Origin of the sequence: Streptomyces sp. SID13726, from assembly GCF_010548375.1 — a bacterium.
Taxonomy (GTDB): domain Bacteria; phylum Actinomycetota; class Actinomycetes; order Streptomycetales; family Streptomycetaceae; genus Streptomyces.
The window spans coordinates 719,112-737,603 of the sequence record NZ_JAAGLY010000001.1; the positions used below are offsets into that span (position 1 = coordinate 719,112).

Below are 18,492 nucleotides of genomic sequence, written 5' to 3' on the forward strand. Positions count from 1 at the left end.
TCGACGCGCCGTTGAGTACCACCAGTGCCGTCCTGGGCCTGCTGGCCGTGTTCCTGCTGACCGCGGGCACCGGCTACTTCGTCGCCCAGGAGTTCGCGTACGTCTCGGCGGACCGCCTCGCCCTCGCCCGCGCCGCGGAGGCCGGTGACAAGAAGGCCGCCCGCGCGCTCAAGGTGCTGGAGCGGCTGTCGTTCATGCTCTCCGGCGCCCAGCTGGGCATCACGGTCACCGGTCTGGTCGTCGGCTTCATCGCCGAACCCTCGGTCTCCGCGCTGCTCAAGCCGGTTCTCACCGGCATGGGCATCCCCGAAGGGGCGGTCGGCGGCATCTCCGTCGTGCTGGCGTTCGTCCTGGCCACCGTCGTCCAGATGGTCCTCGGCGAGCTGGCCCCGAAGAACCTCGCGATCGCCGTCCCCGAGCAGCTGGCCAAGGCCCTCGCGCCCTCCACGATCGCCTACCTCAAGGTCGTCGGCCCGCTGGTGCGCGTCTTCGACGGCGCCGCCAACCGGCTGCTGCGCGGGATCGGCATCGAACCCGTCGAGGAACTCCACCACGGCGCCACCCTGGAGGAGCTGGGCCATCTCATCGGCGAGTCCCACGAACAGGGCGAGCTGCCCAAGGACACCGCCGAACTCCTCGACCACGCCCTGGAGTTCTCCGAGCGCACCCTCGACGAGGTGATGGTGCCGCGCGTCGACGCCGTCTTCGTCCGCAAGGACGCCACCGCCGCCGAGGCCGTCGACCTGATCGCCAAGCACGGCCACTCCACCTACCCCCTGCTCGGCGACCACCCGGACGACGTCCCGGGCGTCCTGGGCGTACGCGAGCTGATGCGGCTGTCCGCGGACGAGCTGTCCCGGGCCACCGCGGGCGCCCTCGCCCGCACCCCGCTGCTGCTGCCGGACACGCTTCCGCTGCCGGAGGCCGTCGAGCAGATGCGGGAGCGGGACGACGAGTTCGCGGTCGTCCTCGACGAGCACGGCGGGGTCGCCGGGATCGTCACCTACGAGGACATCGCCGAGGAACTGGTCGGCGACATCGCCGACGAGACCGACACCGTCACCGAGATCGCCGTCGCGGACGGGCCGGGCTGGCTGGTGGACGCGGGCCGCCGTCTCGACGAGGTCGCCGAGGCCACCGGTGTCGAACTGCCCGAGGAGGACGACTACGACACCGTGGCCGGCCTGATCGTCGACCGGCTCGGCCGCTTCCCGGCGATCGGCGACCGGATCACCGTGGACCTGCCGGACGGCGGGTGCGCGCGGATCGACGTACGCACTCTGGACCGGCATGTGCCGGAGCGGGTCCGCATCGAGAGGACGGGCGAGGCATGAGCTTCCCTACGGCGATCTTCGTCACCGTCCTGCTGCTGATCGGCAGCGGGTTCTTCGTCGCCGCCGAGTTCGCGCTGGTCGCCGCCAAGCGGCACCGCATGGAGAAGGCCGCCGCGGAAGGCCGTCGCGGTGCGAAGGCGGCGCTGGCCGGGATGCGTGAGCTGTCCCTGATGCTGGCGGGCGCCCAACTCGGCATCACCGTCTGCACCCTGGGCCTCGGCTCGGTCTCCAAGCCCGCGATCTCCCACGAACTCGACCCGCTGCTCCATGACCTGGGCCTGCCCAGCGCGCTCAGCTACGGCGTGGCCTTCGTGTTCGCCATGATCGTCGTGGTGTTCCTGCACATGGTGGTCGGTGAGATGGCCCCCAAGTCCTGGGCCATCGCCCACCCCGAGAGTTCCGCGATGCTCCTCTCGCCGCCCTTCCGGGGTGTCGTCAAGGTCGTCCGGCCGCTGATCTCGGTGCTCAACCGGATGAGCAACACGCTGGTACGGCTGTGCCGGGTCACCCCGCGCGACGAGCTGACCGCCGTGCACAACCGTGAGCAACTGACCCATCTGGTCGAGGAGTCGGAGCGGCTCGGACTGATCAGCGAGGCTGACTCCGAGCTGCTCACCCGCTCGCTCACCGAGCCCGATACGCCGGTGCGTGAACTCCAGATCCCGGCCGCGGAGATCACCTCGGTACCGGGCACCGCCGACCTCGACGCGATCCTGCGCACGGCCGCCGAGCACGACCGTACGCGGATGGTGGTGCGCGAGGGCCGGGAGGGGGACGGGGTCCCGGGGGACCGGATCCTCGGCTCCCTGCACGCGCGCGACGCGCTCGTCGCCCGCGCGCAGGGCCGCGCCGGCACCGCCCGCACCCTCGCCCGCCCGATCCCGGAGCTGACCTGCACCACCACGGTCGCCGACGCGATCGACCTGCTCCGCAGACACCGGGCGTCGCTGGCGGTCGTACGGGACGAGAACGGCGAGCTGACGGGCCTGGTGACCCTGGACGACCTCCTCGCCCGGTACCTCCAGCCTCAGGGAGGCTAACGCCGGTCGTCGAGATCCAGCAGCACCTTCGAGGCGACCCTCCGGTCGTGGGCGATGTCGAAGGCCGCGCGGGACTCGGCGAGCGGGAAGGTGTGGGTCACGATCGCGTCGACCGGGAGGTCCCCGGCGAGCAGGGTGAGGGCCTCGTCGAACTCCGTGTCGAAGCGGAAGGCCCCGCGCAGGTCGAGTTCGCGGGTGACGGCGATGTTGCCCAGGAGGGGGACCTCGCCGGGCGGCAGCAGGCCGAGGAGGACGACGGTGCCGCCGCGCCGGACGCGTTCCACGCAGGTGCGCAGGCCCGCGGGGGCTCCGGAGGCCTCGACGGCGATGTCGAACTCCCCGCCCCAGGCGCCGGGTTCGTCCGCACGGACCGTCGCGGTGGCGCCGGACGCCGAGGCGATCCGCAGTGGGGTCTCCAGGAGGTCGCTCACCACGACCTCGGCGGCGCCCCGGTGGCTCAGTACCGCGGTGACCAGACAGCCGATCGGACCGGCCCCGGTGACCAGGACCCGCCGTCCGCGCACGTCACCGGCCCGGTGCACGGCGTGCAGGGCCACCGACAAGGGCTCCGCCAACACCGCGCGGCGCAGGGGGAGTTCCGGCGGCAGTGGACGGATCTGCGCGGCGGGCACGGTCACCCGCTGGGCGAACCCGCCCTGGACGTGCGGGGTGCGGGCGGCGCTGCCGAGGTAGCGGGTGTCCGCGCAGATGTTGCGGTGCCCGGTGGCGCAGTGGACGCACCGGTCGCACGGGGTGGCCGGGTGCACGGCGACCGGGGTGCCGACCGCGGGACCGTCGGTGCCGGGGCCGACGCCCGCGACACGGCCGACGATCTCGTGCCCGAGCACCATCGGCTCCCGCACGTCGAAGTCCCCGACCCGGCCGTGCCGGTAGTAGTGCAGATCCGAGCCGCAGATCCCGCCGAGGGCGACCGACACGGTCACCTGACCGGGGCCGGCGGCGACGGGCTCGCGCTCCTCGACGCGGAGGTCTCCCGCCTTGTGGACGACGCAGGCGTGCATGTGGACGTCTCCTTCGATCACTGGAACAGGGGCCTCACAGGACGGACAGCATGCCTCCGTCGACGTACAGCACCTGGCCGTTGACGAAGTCGGACGCGGGGGAGGACAGGTAGATCAGGGCGCCCACCAGGTCCTCGACGTTCCCCCAGCGCCCGGCCGGGGTCCGCTTGCGGACCCACGCGCTGAACTCCTCGTCGGCGACCAGGGCCGAGGTGAGCTCGGTGTCGAAGTAGCCGGGGCCGATGCCGTTGACCTGGATGCCGAGCGGGCCGAGGTCGGCGCACATGCCCTTGGTGAGCATCTTCAGACCGCCCTTGGTCGCCGAGTAGGGCGCGATGCCGGGGCGGACCGCCTCGCTCTGCAACGAGCAGATGTTGACGATCTTGCCGTGGCCGCGCGGGGCCATGCGGCGGGCGACCTCGCGGCCCACGAAGAACGCGCTGGTGAGGTTGGTGTCGACGAGCCTGCGCCAGTCCTCGTCGGTGAACTCCAGCAGGGGCGTGCGGTGTTGGACCCCGGTGTTGTTCACGAGGATGTCGAGCGGACCCGTCTCCTCCTCGACCCGGGCGATCCCGGCCGCGACCTCCGCCGAGTCCGTGACGTCGAAGGCGGCCGTGCGCACCCGGTCCCCGAAGGCGGCGGCGAGTTCCGCGCGGGCCTCCTCCAGTGTCTTGGCGTCCCGGCCGTTGAGGACGACCGTGCAGCCCGCCTCCAGGAGTCCCTTGGCCAGCGCCTTGCCGATGCCCCGGCTGGAGCCGGTCACCAGGGCCACCTTGCCGGTGATGTCGAACAGGGGGTGGCTCACGCGGCCACCCCCGCGCGGGCCGCCGTACCGGGAAGCGGGGTGCGGGCGGGCCGGCCGTCCAGGACGTCCAGGATGTTGTCGACGGCCAGGTCGACCATCGCCGCCCGGGTGGGCTCGGTGGCCGAGCCGATGTGCGGCAGCGTCACCACGTGCTCCTCCGCCACCAGCGGCGACAACTCCCGTCCCATCGGCTCGCGTTCGTAGACGTCGAGCCCGGCGGAGTGCAGCCGCCGCGACCGTACGGCGTCCAGCAGGGCCGCCTCGTCCACGACCCCGCCGCGCGAGGTGCTGACGAGGGTGGCCGTGGGCTTCATCGCCGCCAGTTCGCGGGCCGCGATCAGATGCCGGGTCTCGGCGGTGAGCGGGACGTGCAGGGAGACGACGTCCGACTCGGCGAGCAGCGTGGTCAGGCTCGCCGGGGTCGACAGGCCGTCGTCGGAGGTGACGTCCGCGTAGGGGTCGTAATGGAGTACGCGCATGCCGAATCCCTGCCCCCGGCGGGCCACCGCACGCCCGATCTGGCCGTAGCCGATCAGGCCCAGCGTGGCGCCGTGGACGTCCAGGCCCAGGTAGTCGTGCATGCGGAAGACGTCCCAGGACCCGGCGGCGAGGCTCTCGGTCGCGGCGCCCAGGCGGCGGCGGGCGGCCAGGATCAGGGCGAAGGTGAGGTCGGCGGTGGTCTCCGCGAGGACGCCCGGGGTATGGGTGACGACCACACCGCGTTCGGCCGCGGCGGTCCGGTCCACGTTGTCGTAGCCCATGCTCGCCAGCGCGATCACCCGCAGGGAGGGGCCCGCCGCGTCCATCAGGGCGGCGTCGACGGGGTCGTTGCCCAGCGCCAGCACGGCGCTCACGCCCGGCGCCAGCGCGGCCAGGTCCGCGGGACCGGGCTTGGCGGCCGCGGACCAGGCCACCACGTCGGCCGCCTCGGACAACCGGTCGAGGCCGTGGCCGGGCAGATTCTCACGGGTGGTCAGCACACGCTTTTTCATGGCGTGGACGCTAACCGCGACAGGGGCCGGAGACAAATAGCAATTCGATGTGACGCTATTGCTGTTCCTTATCCAGGGCGGTGACCAGTTCCAGGAAAAGATCGTGCACGGCGAGTGCGGGCTCGGAAAGCGGCTGGCCGTCCGCGGTCACCACGGAGAGTTTCACCGGGATCACCGGGTCCACGATCCGGCGCACCGCGAGCGCGCGGACGTCGAGGATCGCGCGGGCGGCCGACCAGGGCAGGACCGTGGCCCCGAGCCCCGCGTCCACGGCGTTGACGAGGGTCAGCGCGGACTCGACCTCGCCGACCACCCGGGGCCGCAGCGAGGCCTGCTGGAACGCGGAGTCGACCACCTGCCGGATGGTGTGGATACGGCTCGGGAGCAGCAGCGGCACCTCCGCGAGCTCCTCCAGCGGCACCTCGCCCGCCCCGCCGGGCGCGCCGATCAGGAACAGGTCCTCGGAGCGTATGGGCTCGAACTGCACCCCTTTGAGCGGCCCGGCGCCGTAGATGAACGCCATGTCCATCCGCCCGGTCATGATCGCTTCGCTGATCACCCCGCCGAAGTTCTCGTTGATGTGCAGCAGGATGCCGGGGTAGCGCTCGCGCACGCTCTTGAGCAGGGGGAGCGCGAGGGCCGCGCCCATGCTGTACGGGGCGAGGCCCACCGACACCCCGCCGGCGGGGGCCCGGCCCGAGACCTCCACGGCCGCGTGCGCGAGGTCGACCTGGCGGAGGATGAGCTGGGCGTGCCGGTACAGCGCCCGGCCCGCCTCGGTCGGGGCGATCCCGCGCTTGCTGCGGATCAGCAGCTGCTGCCCGAACTGCGCCTCCAGTGCCGAGAGCTGCTGGCTGAGGGCGGGCTGCGCGATGTGCAGGATGTCCGCCGCGCGCGTGATGCTCCCCGCGTCGACGATCTTGATGAACGAGTAGAGACGCCTGGTGTCCATGCGGGGCCCTCCGATCGAGCGGAGCCTCATCGTAGGGAGCGGGGCGTGTGACCCGGGTCATAGCGGTCCGCGATAACGCCAAAGTGAACGCGTATTGGTCGCCGGGCGAGCGGCGCACTACGTTGTGGGAAACACATTCCAGGCCGTGCCGCCAAGGCGCCGGAATTCCTTTTCTTCTTTTCCTCGTTCGGAGGGCCCCATGACGCATACGGTCGATCTCGTGGCCGATCTCGGCGAGGGATTCGGCGCCTACACGATGGGCGACGACGAAGCCCTTCTCGAATTGCTGACGTCGGCCAATGTCGCCTGCGGATTCCACGCCGGGGATCCGCGCATCATGGACACGACGGTTCGGCAGTGCGTGGAGAAGGGCGTGGCCGTCGGCGCGCACCCGAGCTTCCCCGACCTCGTCGGGTTCGGGCGCCGCGCGATGGACCTGACCCCGGACGAGGTCCGCACCGACGTGCTCTACCAGGTCGGCGCGCTCCAGGCCTTCGCCGTCGCCCACGGCACCCGGGTCCGCCATGTCGCCCCGCACGGCCGCCTCGGGAACCTGGTCGCCGTGCGCGACGACTACGCGCGGGCCGTCGTGGACGCGGTCGCCGCCCTCGACCCGTCGCTGATCGTCCTCGCGCAGGACGGCGAACTCGCCGACGCGGCCCGCAAGCGCGGGCTGCGCGTGGGGATCGTCGGGATCGCCGACCGGGCCTACCGCGACGACGGCACGCTCGTGCCGCGCTCCGAACCGGGGGCCGTGATCCACGACGCCGAGGAGATCGCCCGGCGGACGCTGAGGATGGTCACGGAGGGGGTGATCCGCAGCGTCGGCGGACGTGACGTCCCCGTCGACTGCGACACGGTCCTCCTGCACGGCGACACCCCGGGGGCACTCGCCCTGGCCGCCCGGGTCCGGGAGCAACTCCTGGCGGCAGGCGTGAAGTTCGCCGCTCTGGACGAGGTCCTCGACGCCAAGGGGGCCTGACATGACCGGCCACCTCACCGTCAAGGACTGCGGTGACTCCGCCGTCGTCGCCAGGGCCGTCGGCCTCGACCAGGAGGCCGCCTGGCGGCTCGTGCACACGCTCGCCGACGCTCTCGACGCCGTGCACCTGCCCGGTGTGCACGGGCTGGTGCCGGCGTACGACGCGCTGCTCGTGGAGTTCGACTGCGCGGACACGGGCCACGAGACCGTACGACGGCTGCTGTGGCACGAGGCCGCACGGCTCGGCGTCGATCCCGGGCCCACGGCCGCGCCCCGCCGTTTCGTCGTCCCCGTCGTCTACGGCGGTGAGCACGGCCCCGACCTGCCCGTGGTCGCCGCCCAACTCGGCCTGACCGAGGGCGAGGTGGTCGCCCTGCACTCCGGGTCCGACCTCACCGTGCGCTGCCTGGGCGCGCCCGCCGGAGCGCCGATGACGGACGGACCGCCCTTCCCGGTGCCGGTGCCCCGGCTGGCCTCGCCCCGTACCCGGGTCGACCCCGGCTCGGTCGCCGTCGCCGGCCGCCAGGCGGTGATCTGCCCGATGCCGTCCCCCGGCGGCTGGCCCCTCCTCGGCCGCACCCCGGTACGCGTCCTCGACCTCCATGCCGACCCCCTCACGCCGTACCGGCCCGGAGACACGTTCCGGTTCGTGCCGATCGGGGCGGAGCGGTGGGGGGAGTTCGCGGGGGTGTCGCTGGCGGAGTGTGCGGAGGGACGGGCGGATGGCCCGAGGCTGGTCCGGCATGGCTGACACCCTCACCGTCCGTACCCCCGGTCACACCACCGTCCAGGACCTCGGCCGCACCGGTCGCTCCCGGCACGGCCTCCCCGCCAACGGAGCCCTCGACCAGCACTCCGCCCGCGTGGCCAACATCCTGTGCGGGAACGACGAGCGCGCGCCCCTGCTGGAGCTGACCGCCCTCGACTTCGCCTGCGTCCCCTCCGCCGACATCCTCGTCGCGGTCACCGGCGCCCCCGCCGACGTGACCGTCTCCGCCGCCCCCCGACCCCAGTGGGAGCCGTTCGTCGTCCGCGCCGGGGAGCCCCTCCGCGTCGCCGGCATCCGGCAGGGACTGCGGGTCTACCTCGCCGTCCTCGGGTCGGTCGAGACCGAGTACCTCCAGGGCAGCTGCGCCCCCGACACCGTCCTCGGCTTCGGCCCCGCCCTGCGTGCCGGTGACGAACTCACCCTGCGCGCCTCCTGCCCGCCCCTCGACCACCCCTACTCCCGCATCCCCCTCTTCCGCCTGGCCGCCCCCGCCGCCGCCGCCTTCCCGGCGACCACGTGGACCATCGACGTCACCGACGGCCCCGACCGGGCCGAGTTCGGCGACACCGCATCCCGGCTCTTCGGCGCGCCCTTCACCGTGAGCCCGCGCAGCAACCACATCGGACTGCGGCTGGGCAGCGAAGGGCGCCTGCCCCGTCGTACCGATACAGGCGAAGTGCTCTCCCGGGGCGTACCGATCGGCGCCGTCGAGGTGCCCGCCGGGGACGAACTCCTCGTCCTGCACCGCGGGCGCGGTGTGACGGCCGGCTACCCCGTCCTCGCCGTCGTCACCGCCACCGGCCTCTCCGCCCTCGGCCAGGTCCGCCCCGGCCAGGCCCTCCGCTTCCGGCACCGCACCCTCGACGAGGCGGTCACGGCGTACCGCGCACAACGCGCCGCCGTGGACGCGCTCCGGGCCAGGGTCCGCACCGCCTTCGACACCCTCCGCATTCCGGTCCACGCCGGCGGCTGACCCCGACTGCCCCGCGTATCCGGGCCCAGACACCACAGGCCCCGCCCCCGCCCCCTCCCCCGCCCGCCCCCACCGAGCCGAGCCCACCTCATCCCGCCCCTCCTCCCCGACAGGAGAGCCATGAGCACCGTGGCCGCCGCTCAGCCGATACCGAACACCGTCGATCCCAGAACCGCCCGGAAGATCACCCTCGCCGGATGCGTCGGCATCTTCGCCGAGCTCTACGACAACGGCATCTTCGGCTTCATGGCCGGCACCCTCGCCGCCGTCTTCTTCCCCGGCTCCGAGAACGCCGTCCAGCTCGTCTTCCTCGGCTACGCCGTGTCGTTCTTCTTCCGCCCCCTCGGCGGGATCATCTGCGGCCACCTCGGCGACCGCATCGGCCGCCAGCGGATGCTGGTCTTCGTCATCATGCTGATCAGCGTCGCGACCGCCGCCATCGGCGTCCTGCCGACGTACGCCAGCATCGGCGTCGCCGCCCCCGCCCTGCTGATCCTGCTCCGCGTCGCCCAGGGCTTCTCCGTCGGCGGCGAGGCCTCCGGCGCGATGAGCTTCCTCGCCGAGCACGCCCCCGAGGGCAAGCGCGGGCTCTACACGAGCTACGCCCAGATCGCCTCGTTCCTCTCCCTGCTCACCGGCACCCTGATCGCCGCCGCCATGACCAGCGGACTCGGCGCCGAGCGCATGGAGTCCTGGGGCTGGCGCATCCCGTTCCTGCTCGCCGTGCCGCTCGGCATCACCGGCATCTACATCCGCAAGCGGATCAGCGACACCCCCAACTTCACGCGCCTGCAAGAAGAGGGCGGTCTGTCCAGGAACCCGCTCAAGGAGGCGTTCTCCTCCGCCGAGCACCGCCGCGCGATGCTGCTCGCCCTGTTCATCCCCCTGATGAACGGCTCCGGCTACTACGTCCTGTTCAGCTACATGCCCACCTTCATGAGCAGCGAGCTGGACTTCAGCAAGGTCCAGGGGCTCCTCGTCACCGCGTCCAGCCTGGTCGCGATCTGTATCGCCATCCCGTACATGGGCCGGCTCTCCGACCGGGTCGGCCGCAAGAAGGTCATCGCCGGGGCCGCGGTCGCCATGGCCGTCGTGGGCATCCCCTGCTACCTCCTGATCGGCACCGGCAACGTCGCACTCGCCGTCCTCGGCGCCTGTCTCATGGCCCTCGTCTTCGCCGGGCACACCGGTGTCATCCACATCCTGCTCGTCGAGCTCTTCCCGACCCGGGTCCGCTACTCCGCCTACGGCCTCGGCTACAACGTCTCCGCCGCCCTCTTCGGCGGCACCGCCCCGCTGCTCATGACCTACCTCATCGACCGCACCGGCGACGTCCACATGCCGGCCTACTACGCCGTCGTCACCGCCCTGGGCACGCTCCTCGCCGTGTCCCGGGTCAAGGACCGGGCCCATCTGCCCCTGCGCGACGTCTGACACCCCCCCGAAAAACACCGAACAAGGAGCACCCGCATGCCCATCTCCGACTACAGGACCGCACTCGTCACGGGAGCGTCCACCGGAATCGGAGCCGTGGTCGTGGAACGCCTGGCCAAGCGTGGGCTCGAAGTCCACGCCGTGGCCCGCAACGCGGAACGCCTCGAAGCCCTCGCCGACGCCACCGGCTGCGTCCCGCACGCCGTCGACATCACCGACACCACCGCGCTCACCGCCGCCCTGGGCGGCCTGGAGATCGACGTCCTCGTCAACAACGCGGGCGTCTCCCGCACCGGCAACATCCTCACCGCCGACGAGTTCGCCGTGGACGAGCAGGTCGCCGTCAACATCCAGGCCGTGCTGCACCTCGTACGGCTGCTCATGCCGGGCATGGTCGAGCGGGACCTCGGCCACATCGTCAACATCAGCTCCATCGCCGGGGTCTACAACTTCGGCGGCAACACGATCTACCACGCCACCAAGGCCGCCGTGCACACCCTCTCCCGCCAGCTGCGGGTCGACGGCTACGGCAAGCGGGTCCGGGTCACCGAGATCTGCCCCGGCCGGGTGGAGACCGAGATCTTCGGCCGGCTCCTCGGCGACATGGCGGAGGCCCAGCGGCAGTTCTACGACGGCTACGAGTCCCTCAAGCCCGAGGACATCGCCGACTCCATCGAGTTCGCCGTCGACTCGCCCCGGCACGTCAACATCGGCCACATCGAGATCCTGCCGACCTTCCAGGTCCCCGGCGGCCTCAACTTCGAGCGCAGGGAGGGCTGATCGCATGCCTACGGCAGCACGGGTCCGCCGTATCAAGCCCTCGCCCAGCACGGCGGCGGCCCAGCGCGTCCGCGAACTCAAGGCCCAGGGCCACACGATCCTCGACCTGACCGTGGGCGAGCCCGACTTCGACACCCCCGACCACGTCAAGGCGGCCGCGATCCGCGCGATCGAGGCGGGGGAGACCAAGTACACGCCGGTGAACGGCACTTCGGAGCTGCGCGCGGCGATCAGGGGCAAGCTCCTGGACCGCCACGGCCTGAAATACGACGACTCGCGGATCACCGTCGGCGGCGGGGCCAAGCAGGTCATCTTCCTCGCGCTCATGGCCACCCTGGACGAGGGCGACGAGGTCGTCGTACCGGCCCCGTACTGGGTGTCGTACCCCGACATGGTCCGCGCCAACGACGGCACCCCGGTGATCGTCGACTGCCCGGAGTCCGACGGCTTCAAGCTGACCCCGGCCGGCCTGCCGGCCGCCCTCACCGACCGCACCCGCTGGCTGATCCTCAACACCCCCGGCAACCCGACCGGCGCCGCCTACACCACCGGCGAACTCCGGGCGCTCGCCGAGGTGTTGCTGGACCATCCGCAGGTCCGCGTCCTCACCGACGAGATCTACGACGAGATCTGGTACGACGAGGGTGCCGGGCTGTCCCTCGCCGCCGCCGAACCCCGCCTGGCCGACCGGGTGTTCCTCACCAACGGGGTCTCCAAGACGTACGCCATGACCGGCTGGCGGATCGGCTACGGGGTCGGTCCGGCCGACCTGGTGACCGCGATCAACACCCTCCAGTCGCAGATCTCCTCCTGCCCGTCCTCCGTCAGCCAGGCCGCCGCGGCCGCCGCGCTCACCGGACCGCAGGACTTCGTCCGGGAGACCGTCGAGGTGTACCGGGCCCGCCGGGACACCACCGTCAAACTCATCGGCGAGATACCGCAGTTGAGCTGCACCAGCCCGAGCGGCGGCTTCTATCTGCTGGTGAACTGCCGTGCGGCGCTGGGCCGGTCGACCCCCTCCGGTGAACTCCTGCGAGACGACGAGGACTTCGCCCGCTACCTCCTCGACCGTGAACAGGTGGCGGTGATCCACGGCTCCGCGTACGGCGCGCCCGGCTACTTCCGTATCTCCTTCGCCACGTCGGCGGACGTCCTGACCGAGGCGTGCGCGCGTCTCGCCGCCGCCTGTGCCGAACTGACCCCGTCCGAAAGGCCGTCATGATCCGCGTCAGCACGAAGTTCGACCGTCCCGCGCCGGAGTTGGTCGAGCGGCTCGGCACGTACTCCTCGGCCACCATCCACGAAGCGCAGGGCAGGCTCGGCGCGCTGGACTCGTCCATCAAGCCGGTCGACCACCGCATGTCGCTGTGCGGACCCGCGTTCACGGTCCAGTGCGCGCCCCGCGACAACCTGATGCTCCAGACCGCCATCGCCTACGCCCGCCCCGGCGACGTGGTCGTGGTCTCCGCCGGCGCCTACACCGAGGCCGGCTCCTTCGGTGACGTCCTCGCCAACGCCTGTCAGTCCAAGGGCCTCGCCGGCCTCGTCACCGACACGGGCGTTCGCGACACCGAGGACCTGCGCGCCCTCGGCTTCCCGGTCTTCTCCCACAGCGTCTGCATCAAGGGCACGGTGAAGGAGACCGTCGGCCCGATGTGCGAACCGGTCACGATCGGCGGCCAGTTGGTGCGCCCCGGTGACGTGGTCCGCGCGGACGCCGACGGCGTGGTGGTCGTCCGCCGCGAGGACGCCGAGCAGGTGGCCGAGGCTTCCCGGCAACGCGTCGACACCGAGGCCGAGTACATCGCCGCGTACCGGGCCGGGAAGACGGTGACGGAGATCTGCGGACTGGAGCCGCTCCTCGCGGCCAAGGGACTGGTCATCGAGGAGTAGAGGAGTAGAGGAGCAGCGGGGTAGGGGGGAGGAGCAGAGGCGCGGGCAGTCCGCCGTGGGCAGCGCCCGCATCCGCCGCCCTCACCTTCTGATCGATTGATCGGTACGATGACACCGTCCCGGACAATCGATCGGAAACGGTGAGCCATGCGGGAGTCGGCGCGGCAGCGGCAGGCCCGGATCGCGGAGCTGGTGCGCGTGCGGGGGGTCGCGCGGATCGCCGACCTCGCCGACGAGCTCGGGGTCTCCGTCGTCACCGTGCGGCGGGACGTCGAGGAACTGGCGCACCGGGGGGAGGTGCGGCGGGGGCACGGGGTGGCGCGGTCGCTGCGGCCGGTGCCGGAGCAGAGCCCGGCCGGCGGGGACGCGGTCGCCATGATCGTGCCCGAGCGCAACACCTACCTCACCGACGCCGTCCAGGGCGCCCGGGAGGCCGCCGAGAAGGCCGGACTCCGCGTCGAACTGCACATCGCGCCCGGCGACGGCGGCGCCGAGCGCGAGGCGGTGCGCCAGGCACTGGACGGCGGCGCGCGCGGCCTGCTGCTCTCCCCGCACTGGCGCACCCGCGCCGAGGAGCTGGACGCGGACCACTCCTGGCTCACCGAACTGGACGTCCCCGTCGTCCTGGTGGAGCGCCGACCCGCCCGCACCAGCGCCATCTACCCCATGGACTCGGTCCGTTCGGACCACGCCTACGGCGTCCACCTGGCCCTGGAGCACCTGACCGCCCTCGGCCACCGCCGTGTCGTCCTGGCCGCCCGCGACGACAGCCCCACCGCCCGGGTGATCCGCGGCGAGTTCGCGGGCCAGACCGGTGCGAGAGGCCTCGCCGAGGGCTGCCGTACGATCCTCAGCTCCCGCGCCGCCGGCCCCGACCCGTCCGCCGCCGGCCCCGGCGCCGCCGACCTCGTGGCCGCCGTGCGCGAGGCGGGCGCCACGGCCGTGCTGATCCACAGCGACATGGACGCCCTGGTCCTCGTGCAGCGGCTCCAGGCCGCCGGGATCGACGTGCCGGGACGCTGCTCGGTGGTGGCGTACAACGACGTCGTCGCCGACATGGGCCCGGTCCCGCTGACCGCCGTCGCCCCGCCCAAGACCGAGCTGGGCCGCATCGGCCTCGGACTCCTGCTGCGCCGCCTCGACGCGGCCCGCGAGGGACTGCGGCCCATCGCGACCCGGCACGTGGAACTGCTCCCGGGCCTGGTGGTGAGGGGATCGACCGCCCCGGCCCCCTGATTTGTTCGTTTGACCGCTTTATTTTCTTCTGTTCGATCCATTGACGCTTTTTTCGTCGCCCGCCCAAGATGCTGATGACCCAGCAGAGACGCGGGAGGCCCCATGCCCGGCCGACGTGCCGCCGTACTGATCGTCACCGTCGCCCTGATCCTGGCGGGCTGCTCCTCCTCCAGGAGCGGCACCGGCACCGGGAGCGGGCCCGTGCACCTCACCTTCTGGTCGGCCCTGCGCGGCACCCAGGAGGTCGTGGACGAGTACAACCGCAGCCAGGACAGGATCCGCGTCGACTACCAGCAGGTCCCCTCCGGACCCCAGGGCGGCTGGGCCAAGCTCAGCAACGCCGCCCGCGCCGGCAACGCCCCCGACGTCGCCACCATGGAGTACCCCCAGCTCCCCGGCTACGCCATCGACGGCGTCCCCCGCGACCTCACCGACCTGCTCCCCGCCTCGGTACGCGCCGAGTTCCTCCCGCAGGCCCTCGACCTGACCACCCTCGACGGCCGTGTCTACGCCGTACCGGTGGACATCGAGCCGATGATGTTCTTCTACCGCAAGGACGTCTTCACCAAGTACGGCATCCAAGTCCCCAGGACCTGGGCGGAGTTCGAGACCGCGGCCCGCAAGCTGAAGAAGGCCGACCCCGGCACCCGGATGGCCAGCTTCTTCACCAACGGCTCCCAGCACATGGCCGGTTTCGCCTGGCAGGCCGGCGGCCAGTGGTTCAGGGCCGTCGGCGACACCTGGCGGATCACCATGGCCGACGCCCCGACGAGCAAGGTCGCCGCCTACTGGCAGAACCTCGTCGACCAGGACCTGGTCCGGGTCGAACCGGTCGACAGCCAGCAGTGGCGGGCCCACCTCCAGAACGGCGAGACGGTCGGCTACATGGCAGGCGCCTGGGCCGCGGGCTCCCTGATGAAGTCCACCCCCGACGGCAAGGGCAAGTGGGCCATCGCCCCCCTCCCGCAGTGGAACCCCGCCGAACCCTCGCTCGGCACCCAGGGCGGCTCCACCTTCGCCGTCACCAAGGACAGCCGACACCCCAAGGAGGCACTGGAGTTCATCACCTGGATGGTCACCAGCCCGGACGCCCTGCGCGCCAAGCTCTCCAGCGGGGTCAGCAGCGCCTACCCCGCCGTACCGGCACTCGTCCCCGTGGCCCGCAAGGAGATGGACACCTCCTACTACTCCGGCCAGGACATCTTCGGCCTCTTCCAGCAGTCCGCCGAACTCATCTCCCCGCGCTGGCAGTGGGGTCCGCGGATGACCTCCACGATCACCTCCGTCGAGGACGGCTTCGCCAAGGCGGGCGCAGGCAGCGGCAGCATCATCGGCTCCCTGCGCGAAGGAGAACGCCGGACCCTGCCCGATCTGAAGAGCCTCGGCCTGTCGGTGACGACCAAGTGAGGTGCACCCCGTGAGCACAGTCCTTACCCCCGGCGAACGCACGGGGACCAAACCGCCCGCCCCGAGCGAGCCCCGCCCCCGCCGCGCCGGCCGCCGTCAGCAACTCCTCGCCTGCGCCACGCTCCTGGCCCCCTTCACGGCCCTGCTCGTCGCCGTCTTCCTCATCCCGGTCGGCTACGCGATCTACCTCAGCCTCTTCTCCCAGGACCACGAGGGCCTCGGCTTCGGCGGCGGCACCACCGTCTTCACCGGCCTGCGCAGCTACCTCGCGGTCCTCGGCGACCCGAGCTTCCGCTCCGGCTTCGGCGTGATCGCCCTCTACTGCCTGATCTTCGTCCCGGCGGTCGTCGTCGGCGCGCTCGCCCTCGCCCTGCTCCTGGACTCCGGCCTGGTCCGGCTGCGGCGCACCGCGCAGATGATGCTCTACCTGCCGCACGCCGTGCCCGGCATCATCGCCGCCGTCATCTGGCTGTACCTCTACACACCCGGACTCAGCCCCGTCATCAGGGCGTTCGGCGCGGCGGACATCCACATCGACTTCCTCGGCCTGCACACCGTGCTGCCCGCCATCGTCAACATCGCCCTGTGGAGCGGCCTCGGCTACAACATGGTCATCTTCTACGCCGCCCTCCAGGCCCTGCCCCGCGAGGTGATCGAGGCCGCCCGCATCGACGGCGCGGGCGGGATGCGCACCGCGCTGCTCGTCAAGGTCCCCATCATCCGCGGCACCGTCGTGATGGTCTGCGTGTTCGCCCTGATCGGCGCGCTCCAGCTGTTCACCGAACCCACCCTGATGAACCAGGCCACCCCGATGGTCAACTCCCGCTACACGCCCAACATGTACATCTACGACGCCGCCTTCCGCCGCAACAACTACGGCCTGGCGTCCGCCGCTTCCGTGATCCTCCTCCTCGTCACCTGCGCCCTGTCGTACGCGGTGACCCGCTGGACCGGCCGCAAGGAGCGCAGCCCCCGATGACCACCAGCCGACTCACCAGCCGCAGCGTCGCCAACGCCGTCGTCCTGATCGCGGCCCTCTACACCCTGCTGCCCGGCCTGTGGCTGCTGCTCGCGTCCACCAAGAACTCCGACGCGCTCTTCGGCAGCGACATCCTCTCCCTCGGCGACTTCTCGCTCGGGCAGAACCTGCGCGACCTGTTCTCCATGGAGGACGGCGTCTACGACCGCTGGTACCTCAACAGCCTCCTCTACGCCGTCGGCGGCGCCCTCGTCGGCTCGCTGATCAGCGTCGCCGCGGGGTACGCCTTCGACAAGTACGCCTTCCCGCACAAGGAGAAGCTGTTCGGCCTCGTCCTCGCCGGAGTCATGGTCCCGCCGACCGTCCTCGCCCTGCCGCTCTACCTGGTGGCCTCCGGCATCGGCCTGGTCAACACCTTCTGGGCGGTGTTCGTCCCCGTCCTCTTCAACCCCTTCGGCGTCTACCTGGCCCGCCTGCTCAGCAACGGCTATGTGCCCAACGAGGTGCTGGAGGCGTCCCGGGTCGACGGCGCGGGGGAGCTGCAGACCTACGTCCGGGTCAGCCTGCGCATGCTCGGACCCGGCTTCGTCACCGTCTTCCTCTTCCAGCTGACCGCGATCTGGAACAACTTCTTCCTGCCGATGGTGATGCTCTCCGACGAGCACCTGTATCCGCTCAGCCTCGGCCTCTACACCTGGAACAGCTCCGCCACCGTCTCACCCGAGTACTACCCGCTCGTCGTCATCGGCTCCCTGCTCGCCGTCGTCCCGCTGATCGTCGCGTTCGTGACGCTCCAGCGGTACTGGAAGTCCGGACTGACCGCCGGGAGCGTCAAGTGACCAGCAAGGAGCCCCGGTTGACGCAGATCCGCCGCCGCCCGCGCACCGTCCTCGCCATGGCGCACCGGACCGCACGCCAGGTCCTCGACACCGACGTACGGCGCAGACTCGCGGCCCTCACCGACCTCGAACCGGACCTCGTCCTCGACGACTTCACCACCCGGGAAGCCCACCGTGCCCTCGCGGACGCCGAGTTGCTCGTCACCGGCTGGGGCTGCCCGCCCGTCGACGCCGAAGTCCTGGCCGCCGCACCCCGGTTGCGGGCGGTCGTGCACACCGCGGGCACGGTACGCCACCACATCACGCCCGCCTGCTGGGACCGCGGCCTGCTGGTCTCCTCCGCCGCCGCGGCCAACGCCGTACCGGTCGCCGAGTACACCCTCGCGATGATCCTCCTCGCCGGCAAACGGGTCCTGGAGACCGCCCGCGTCTACCGCGCCGAGCGCCGCCGCCTGGACTGGAACGACCGGCTCGCCGACGACGGCAACTACCACCGCACGGTGGGCATCCTCAGCGCCTCCGTCATCGGCCGCCGCGTCATCGAGCTGCTGCGCCCCCACGACCTGACGGTCCTGCTCCACGACCCCTACGTCACCGCCGCCGAGGCACACGACCTCGGAGCCGAACTCGTCCCGCTGCCCGAGCTGTTCACCCGGGGTGACGTCGTCAGCGTGCACACCCCCTTACTGCCGGAGACCCGCGGACTGGTCAGCCGCGAGTACCTGGCCCGGATGGGCACCGGCGCCACCCTGATCAACACCGCACGCGGAGCCGTCGTCGACCAGAACGCCCTCGTCGACGAAGTCGTCCCGGGCCGCCTCCACGCCGTCCTGGACGTCACCGAACCGGACGTCCTGCCCGCCGACTCGCCGCTTTACGACTGCCCGAACGTCCTGCTCACCCCGCACATCGCCGGCTCCAAGGGCGGTGAGCTGCGCCGCCTCGCCGAACTGGCCCTGGCCGAGGTGGAGTCGTACACGCTGGGCCGTCCCTTCGCCCACCCCGTCCGCCCCGAACGCCTGGCCCGCCTCGCCTGACGCGGGAGCCCTGCGAAG

18 protein-coding genes are annotated in these 18,492 nt (G+C 71.7%); 14 read left to right on the forward strand and 4 right to left on the reverse strand.

What is annotated here, in order from left to right; translation table 11 throughout:
* Window positions 1-11 precede the first annotated feature (11 nt).
* Window positions 12-1,334, forward strand: coding sequence for a hemolysin family protein (locus tag G3I78_RS02935; RefSeq protein ID WP_164421122.1), 1,323 nt, complete (start codon window positions 12-14; stop codon window positions 1,332-1,334).
* A complete protein-coding gene (locus tag G3I78_RS02940; protein ID WP_164421123.1) occupies window positions 1,331-2,374 on the forward strand; it encodes a hemolysin family protein in 1,044 nt (347 codons plus the stop codon). Before G3I78_RS02935 ends, G3I78_RS02940 begins: the two co-directional genes overlap by 4 nt.
* Here G3I78_RS02940 and G3I78_RS02945 read toward each other — a convergent pair.
* From G3I78_RS02945 to nac, 4 genes are read right to left on the reverse strand one after another with little or no spacing between them, the layout of a single operon-like run.
* Window positions 2,371-3,396 (reverse strand): L-idonate 5-dehydrogenase, encoded by a 1,026-nt coding sequence (locus G3I78_RS02945; protein ID WP_164421124.1) that lies wholly within the window; start codon window positions 3,394-3,396, stop codon window positions 2,371-2,373. The genes G3I78_RS02940 and G3I78_RS02945 overlap by 4 nt on opposite strands.
* A 34-nt stretch (window positions 3,397-3,430) precedes the next feature.
* Complete coding sequence (locus tag G3I78_RS02950; protein WP_164421125.1) at window positions 3,431-4,201, reverse strand: glucose 1-dehydrogenase; 771 nt, start codon at window positions 4,199-4,201, stop codon at window positions 3,431-3,433.
* Window positions 4,198-5,193, reverse strand: a complete 996-nt coding sequence (locus tag G3I78_RS02955) for a D-glycerate dehydrogenase (RefSeq protein WP_164421126.1) — start codon at window positions 5,191-5,193, stop codon at window positions 4,198-4,200. Before G3I78_RS02955 ends, G3I78_RS02950 begins: the two co-directional genes overlap by 4 nt.
* Window positions 5,194-5,248: 55 nt before the next feature.
* A complete protein-coding gene (gene nac, locus G3I78_RS02960; protein ID WP_164421127.1) occupies window positions 5,249-6,145 on the reverse strand; it encodes a nitrogen assimilation transcriptional regulator NAC in 897 nt (298 codons plus the stop codon).
* A gap of 199 nt (window positions 6,146-6,344) precedes the next feature.
* Between nac and G3I78_RS02965 the strand changes: the two genes are divergently transcribed.
* The 12 genes from G3I78_RS02965 to G3I78_RS03020 all read left to right on the forward strand — a co-directional run bounded on the left by G3I78_RS02965 (window position 6,345) and on the right by G3I78_RS03020 (window position 18,474).
* Window positions 6,345-7,127, forward strand: a complete 783-nt coding sequence (locus G3I78_RS02965) for a 5-oxoprolinase subunit PxpA (protein WP_164421128.1) — start codon at window positions 6,345-6,347, stop codon at window positions 7,125-7,127.
* A 1-nt stretch (window position 7,128) separates the two neighbouring features.
* Complete coding sequence (locus tag G3I78_RS02970; protein WP_164421129.1) at window positions 7,129-7,878, forward strand: carboxyltransferase domain-containing protein; 750 nt, start codon at window positions 7,129-7,131, stop codon at window positions 7,876-7,878.
* Window positions 7,871-8,869 carry a biotin-dependent carboxyltransferase family protein gene (locus tag G3I78_RS02975; protein WP_164421130.1) on the forward strand — a complete coding sequence of 333 codons (999 nt, stop codon included), beginning with the start codon at window positions 7,871-7,873 and terminating at the stop codon, window positions 8,867-8,869. Before G3I78_RS02970 ends, G3I78_RS02975 begins: the two co-directional genes overlap by 8 nt.
* A gap of 120 nt (window positions 8,870-8,989) precedes the next feature.
* The gene (locus G3I78_RS02980; RefSeq protein ID WP_164421131.1) at window positions 8,990-10,303 is read left to right on the forward strand and encodes an MFS transporter; all 1,314 of its coding nucleotides are present in this window, start codon (window positions 8,990-8,992) and stop codon (window positions 10,301-10,303) included.
* 36 nt (window positions 10,304-10,339) lie between these two features.
* Window positions 10,340-11,083, forward strand: coding sequence for an SDR family oxidoreductase (locus G3I78_RS02985; protein ID WP_164421132.1), 744 nt, complete (start codon window positions 10,340-10,342; stop codon window positions 11,081-11,083).
* Between the two features lie 4 nt (window positions 11,084-11,087).
* On the forward strand, window positions 11,088-12,305 hold the full coding sequence (locus G3I78_RS02990; RefSeq protein WP_164421133.1) for an aspartate transaminase: 1,218 nt from the start codon (window positions 11,088-11,090) through the stop codon (window positions 12,303-12,305).
* Complete coding sequence (locus tag G3I78_RS02995; RefSeq protein ID WP_164421134.1) at window positions 12,302-12,976, forward strand: 4-carboxy-4-hydroxy-2-oxoadipate aldolase/oxaloacetate decarboxylase; 675 nt, start codon at window positions 12,302-12,304, stop codon at window positions 12,974-12,976. The genes G3I78_RS02990 and G3I78_RS02995 overlap by 4 nt, the downstream gene beginning before the upstream one ends.
* A gap of 147 nt (window positions 12,977-13,123) precedes the next feature.
* Complete coding sequence (locus tag G3I78_RS03000) at window positions 13,124-14,212, forward strand: LacI family DNA-binding transcriptional regulator (RefSeq protein ID WP_164421135.1); 1,089 nt, start codon at window positions 13,124-13,126, stop codon at window positions 14,210-14,212.
* Between the two features lie 102 nt (window positions 14,213-14,314).
* Entirely contained in the window at window positions 14,315-15,619 is a 1,305-nt protein-coding gene (locus G3I78_RS03005; protein WP_164421136.1) for a sugar ABC transporter substrate-binding protein, read from the forward strand.
* Window positions 15,620-15,629: 10 nt separating this feature from the next.
* Entirely contained in the window at window positions 15,630-16,598 is a 969-nt protein-coding gene (locus tag G3I78_RS03010) for a sugar ABC transporter permease (protein WP_164421137.1), read from the forward strand.
* Window positions 16,595-17,437, forward strand: coding sequence for a carbohydrate ABC transporter permease (locus tag G3I78_RS03015; protein WP_164421138.1), 843 nt, complete (start codon window positions 16,595-16,597; stop codon window positions 17,435-17,437). The genes G3I78_RS03010 and G3I78_RS03015 overlap by 4 nt, the downstream gene beginning before the upstream one ends.
* 56 nt (window positions 17,438-17,493) lie before the next feature.
* Window positions 17,494-18,474 (forward strand): hydroxyacid dehydrogenase, encoded by a 981-nt coding sequence (locus G3I78_RS03020; protein WP_164421358.1) that lies wholly within the window; start codon window positions 17,494-17,496, stop codon window positions 18,472-18,474.
* Window positions 18,475-18,492 lie beyond the last annotated feature (18 nt).

Excerpts from the sequence above, each read along its gene's own strand:
- G3I78_RS02970 (WP_164421129.1), top strand. The coding sequence starts at position 7,129 with ATGACCGGCCACCTCACCGTCAAGGACTGCGGTGACTCCGCCGTCGTC.
- G3I78_RS02990 (WP_164421133.1), top strand. The coding sequence starts at position 11,088 with ATGCCTACGGCAGCACGGGTCCGCCGTATCAAGCCCTCGCCCAGCACG.
- G3I78_RS02965 (WP_164421128.1), top strand. The coding sequence starts at position 6,345 with ATGACGCATACGGTCGATCTCGTGGCCGATCTCGGCGAGGGATTCGGC.
- G3I78_RS02975 (WP_164421130.1), top strand. The coding sequence starts at position 7,871 with ATGGCTGACACCCTCACCGTCCGTACCCCCGGTCACACCACCGTCCAG.
- G3I78_RS03015 (WP_164421138.1), top strand. The coding sequence starts at position 16,595 with ATGACCACCAGCCGACTCACCAGCCGCAGCGTCGCCAACGCCGTCGTC.
- G3I78_RS03005 (WP_164421136.1), top strand. The coding sequence starts at position 14,315 with ATGCCCGGCCGACGTGCCGCCGTACTGATCGTCACCGTCGCCCTGATC.
- G3I78_RS03020 (WP_164421358.1), top strand. The coding sequence starts at position 17,494 with ATGGCGCACCGGACCGCACGCCAGGTCCTCGACACCGACGTACGGCGC.
- G3I78_RS02955 (WP_164421126.1), bottom strand. The coding sequence starts at position 5,193 with ATGAAAAAGCGTGTGCTGACCACCCGTGAGAATCTGCCCGGCCACGGC.
- G3I78_RS02985 (WP_164421132.1), top strand. The coding sequence starts at position 10,340 with ATGCCCATCTCCGACTACAGGACCGCACTCGTCACGGGAGCGTCCACC.
- G3I78_RS02995 (WP_164421134.1), top strand. The coding sequence starts at position 12,302 with ATGATCCGCGTCAGCACGAAGTTCGACCGTCCCGCGCCGGAGTTGGTC.
- G3I78_RS03000 (WP_164421135.1), top strand. The coding sequence starts at position 13,124 with ATGCGGGAGTCGGCGCGGCAGCGGCAGGCCCGGATCGCGGAGCTGGTG.
- G3I78_RS02940 (WP_164421123.1), top strand. The coding sequence starts at position 1,331 with ATGAGCTTCCCTACGGCGATCTTCGTCACCGTCCTGCTGCTGATCGGC.
- G3I78_RS02980 (WP_164421131.1), top strand. The coding sequence starts at position 8,990 with ATGAGCACCGTGGCCGCCGCTCAGCCGATACCGAACACCGTCGATCCC.
- G3I78_RS02945 (WP_164421124.1), bottom strand. The coding sequence starts at position 3,396 with ATGCACGCCTGCGTCGTCCACAAGGCGGGAGACCTCCGCGTCGAGGAG.
- nac (WP_164421127.1), bottom strand. The coding sequence starts at position 6,145 with ATGGACACCAGGCGTCTCTACTCGTTCATCAAGATCGTCGACGCGGGG.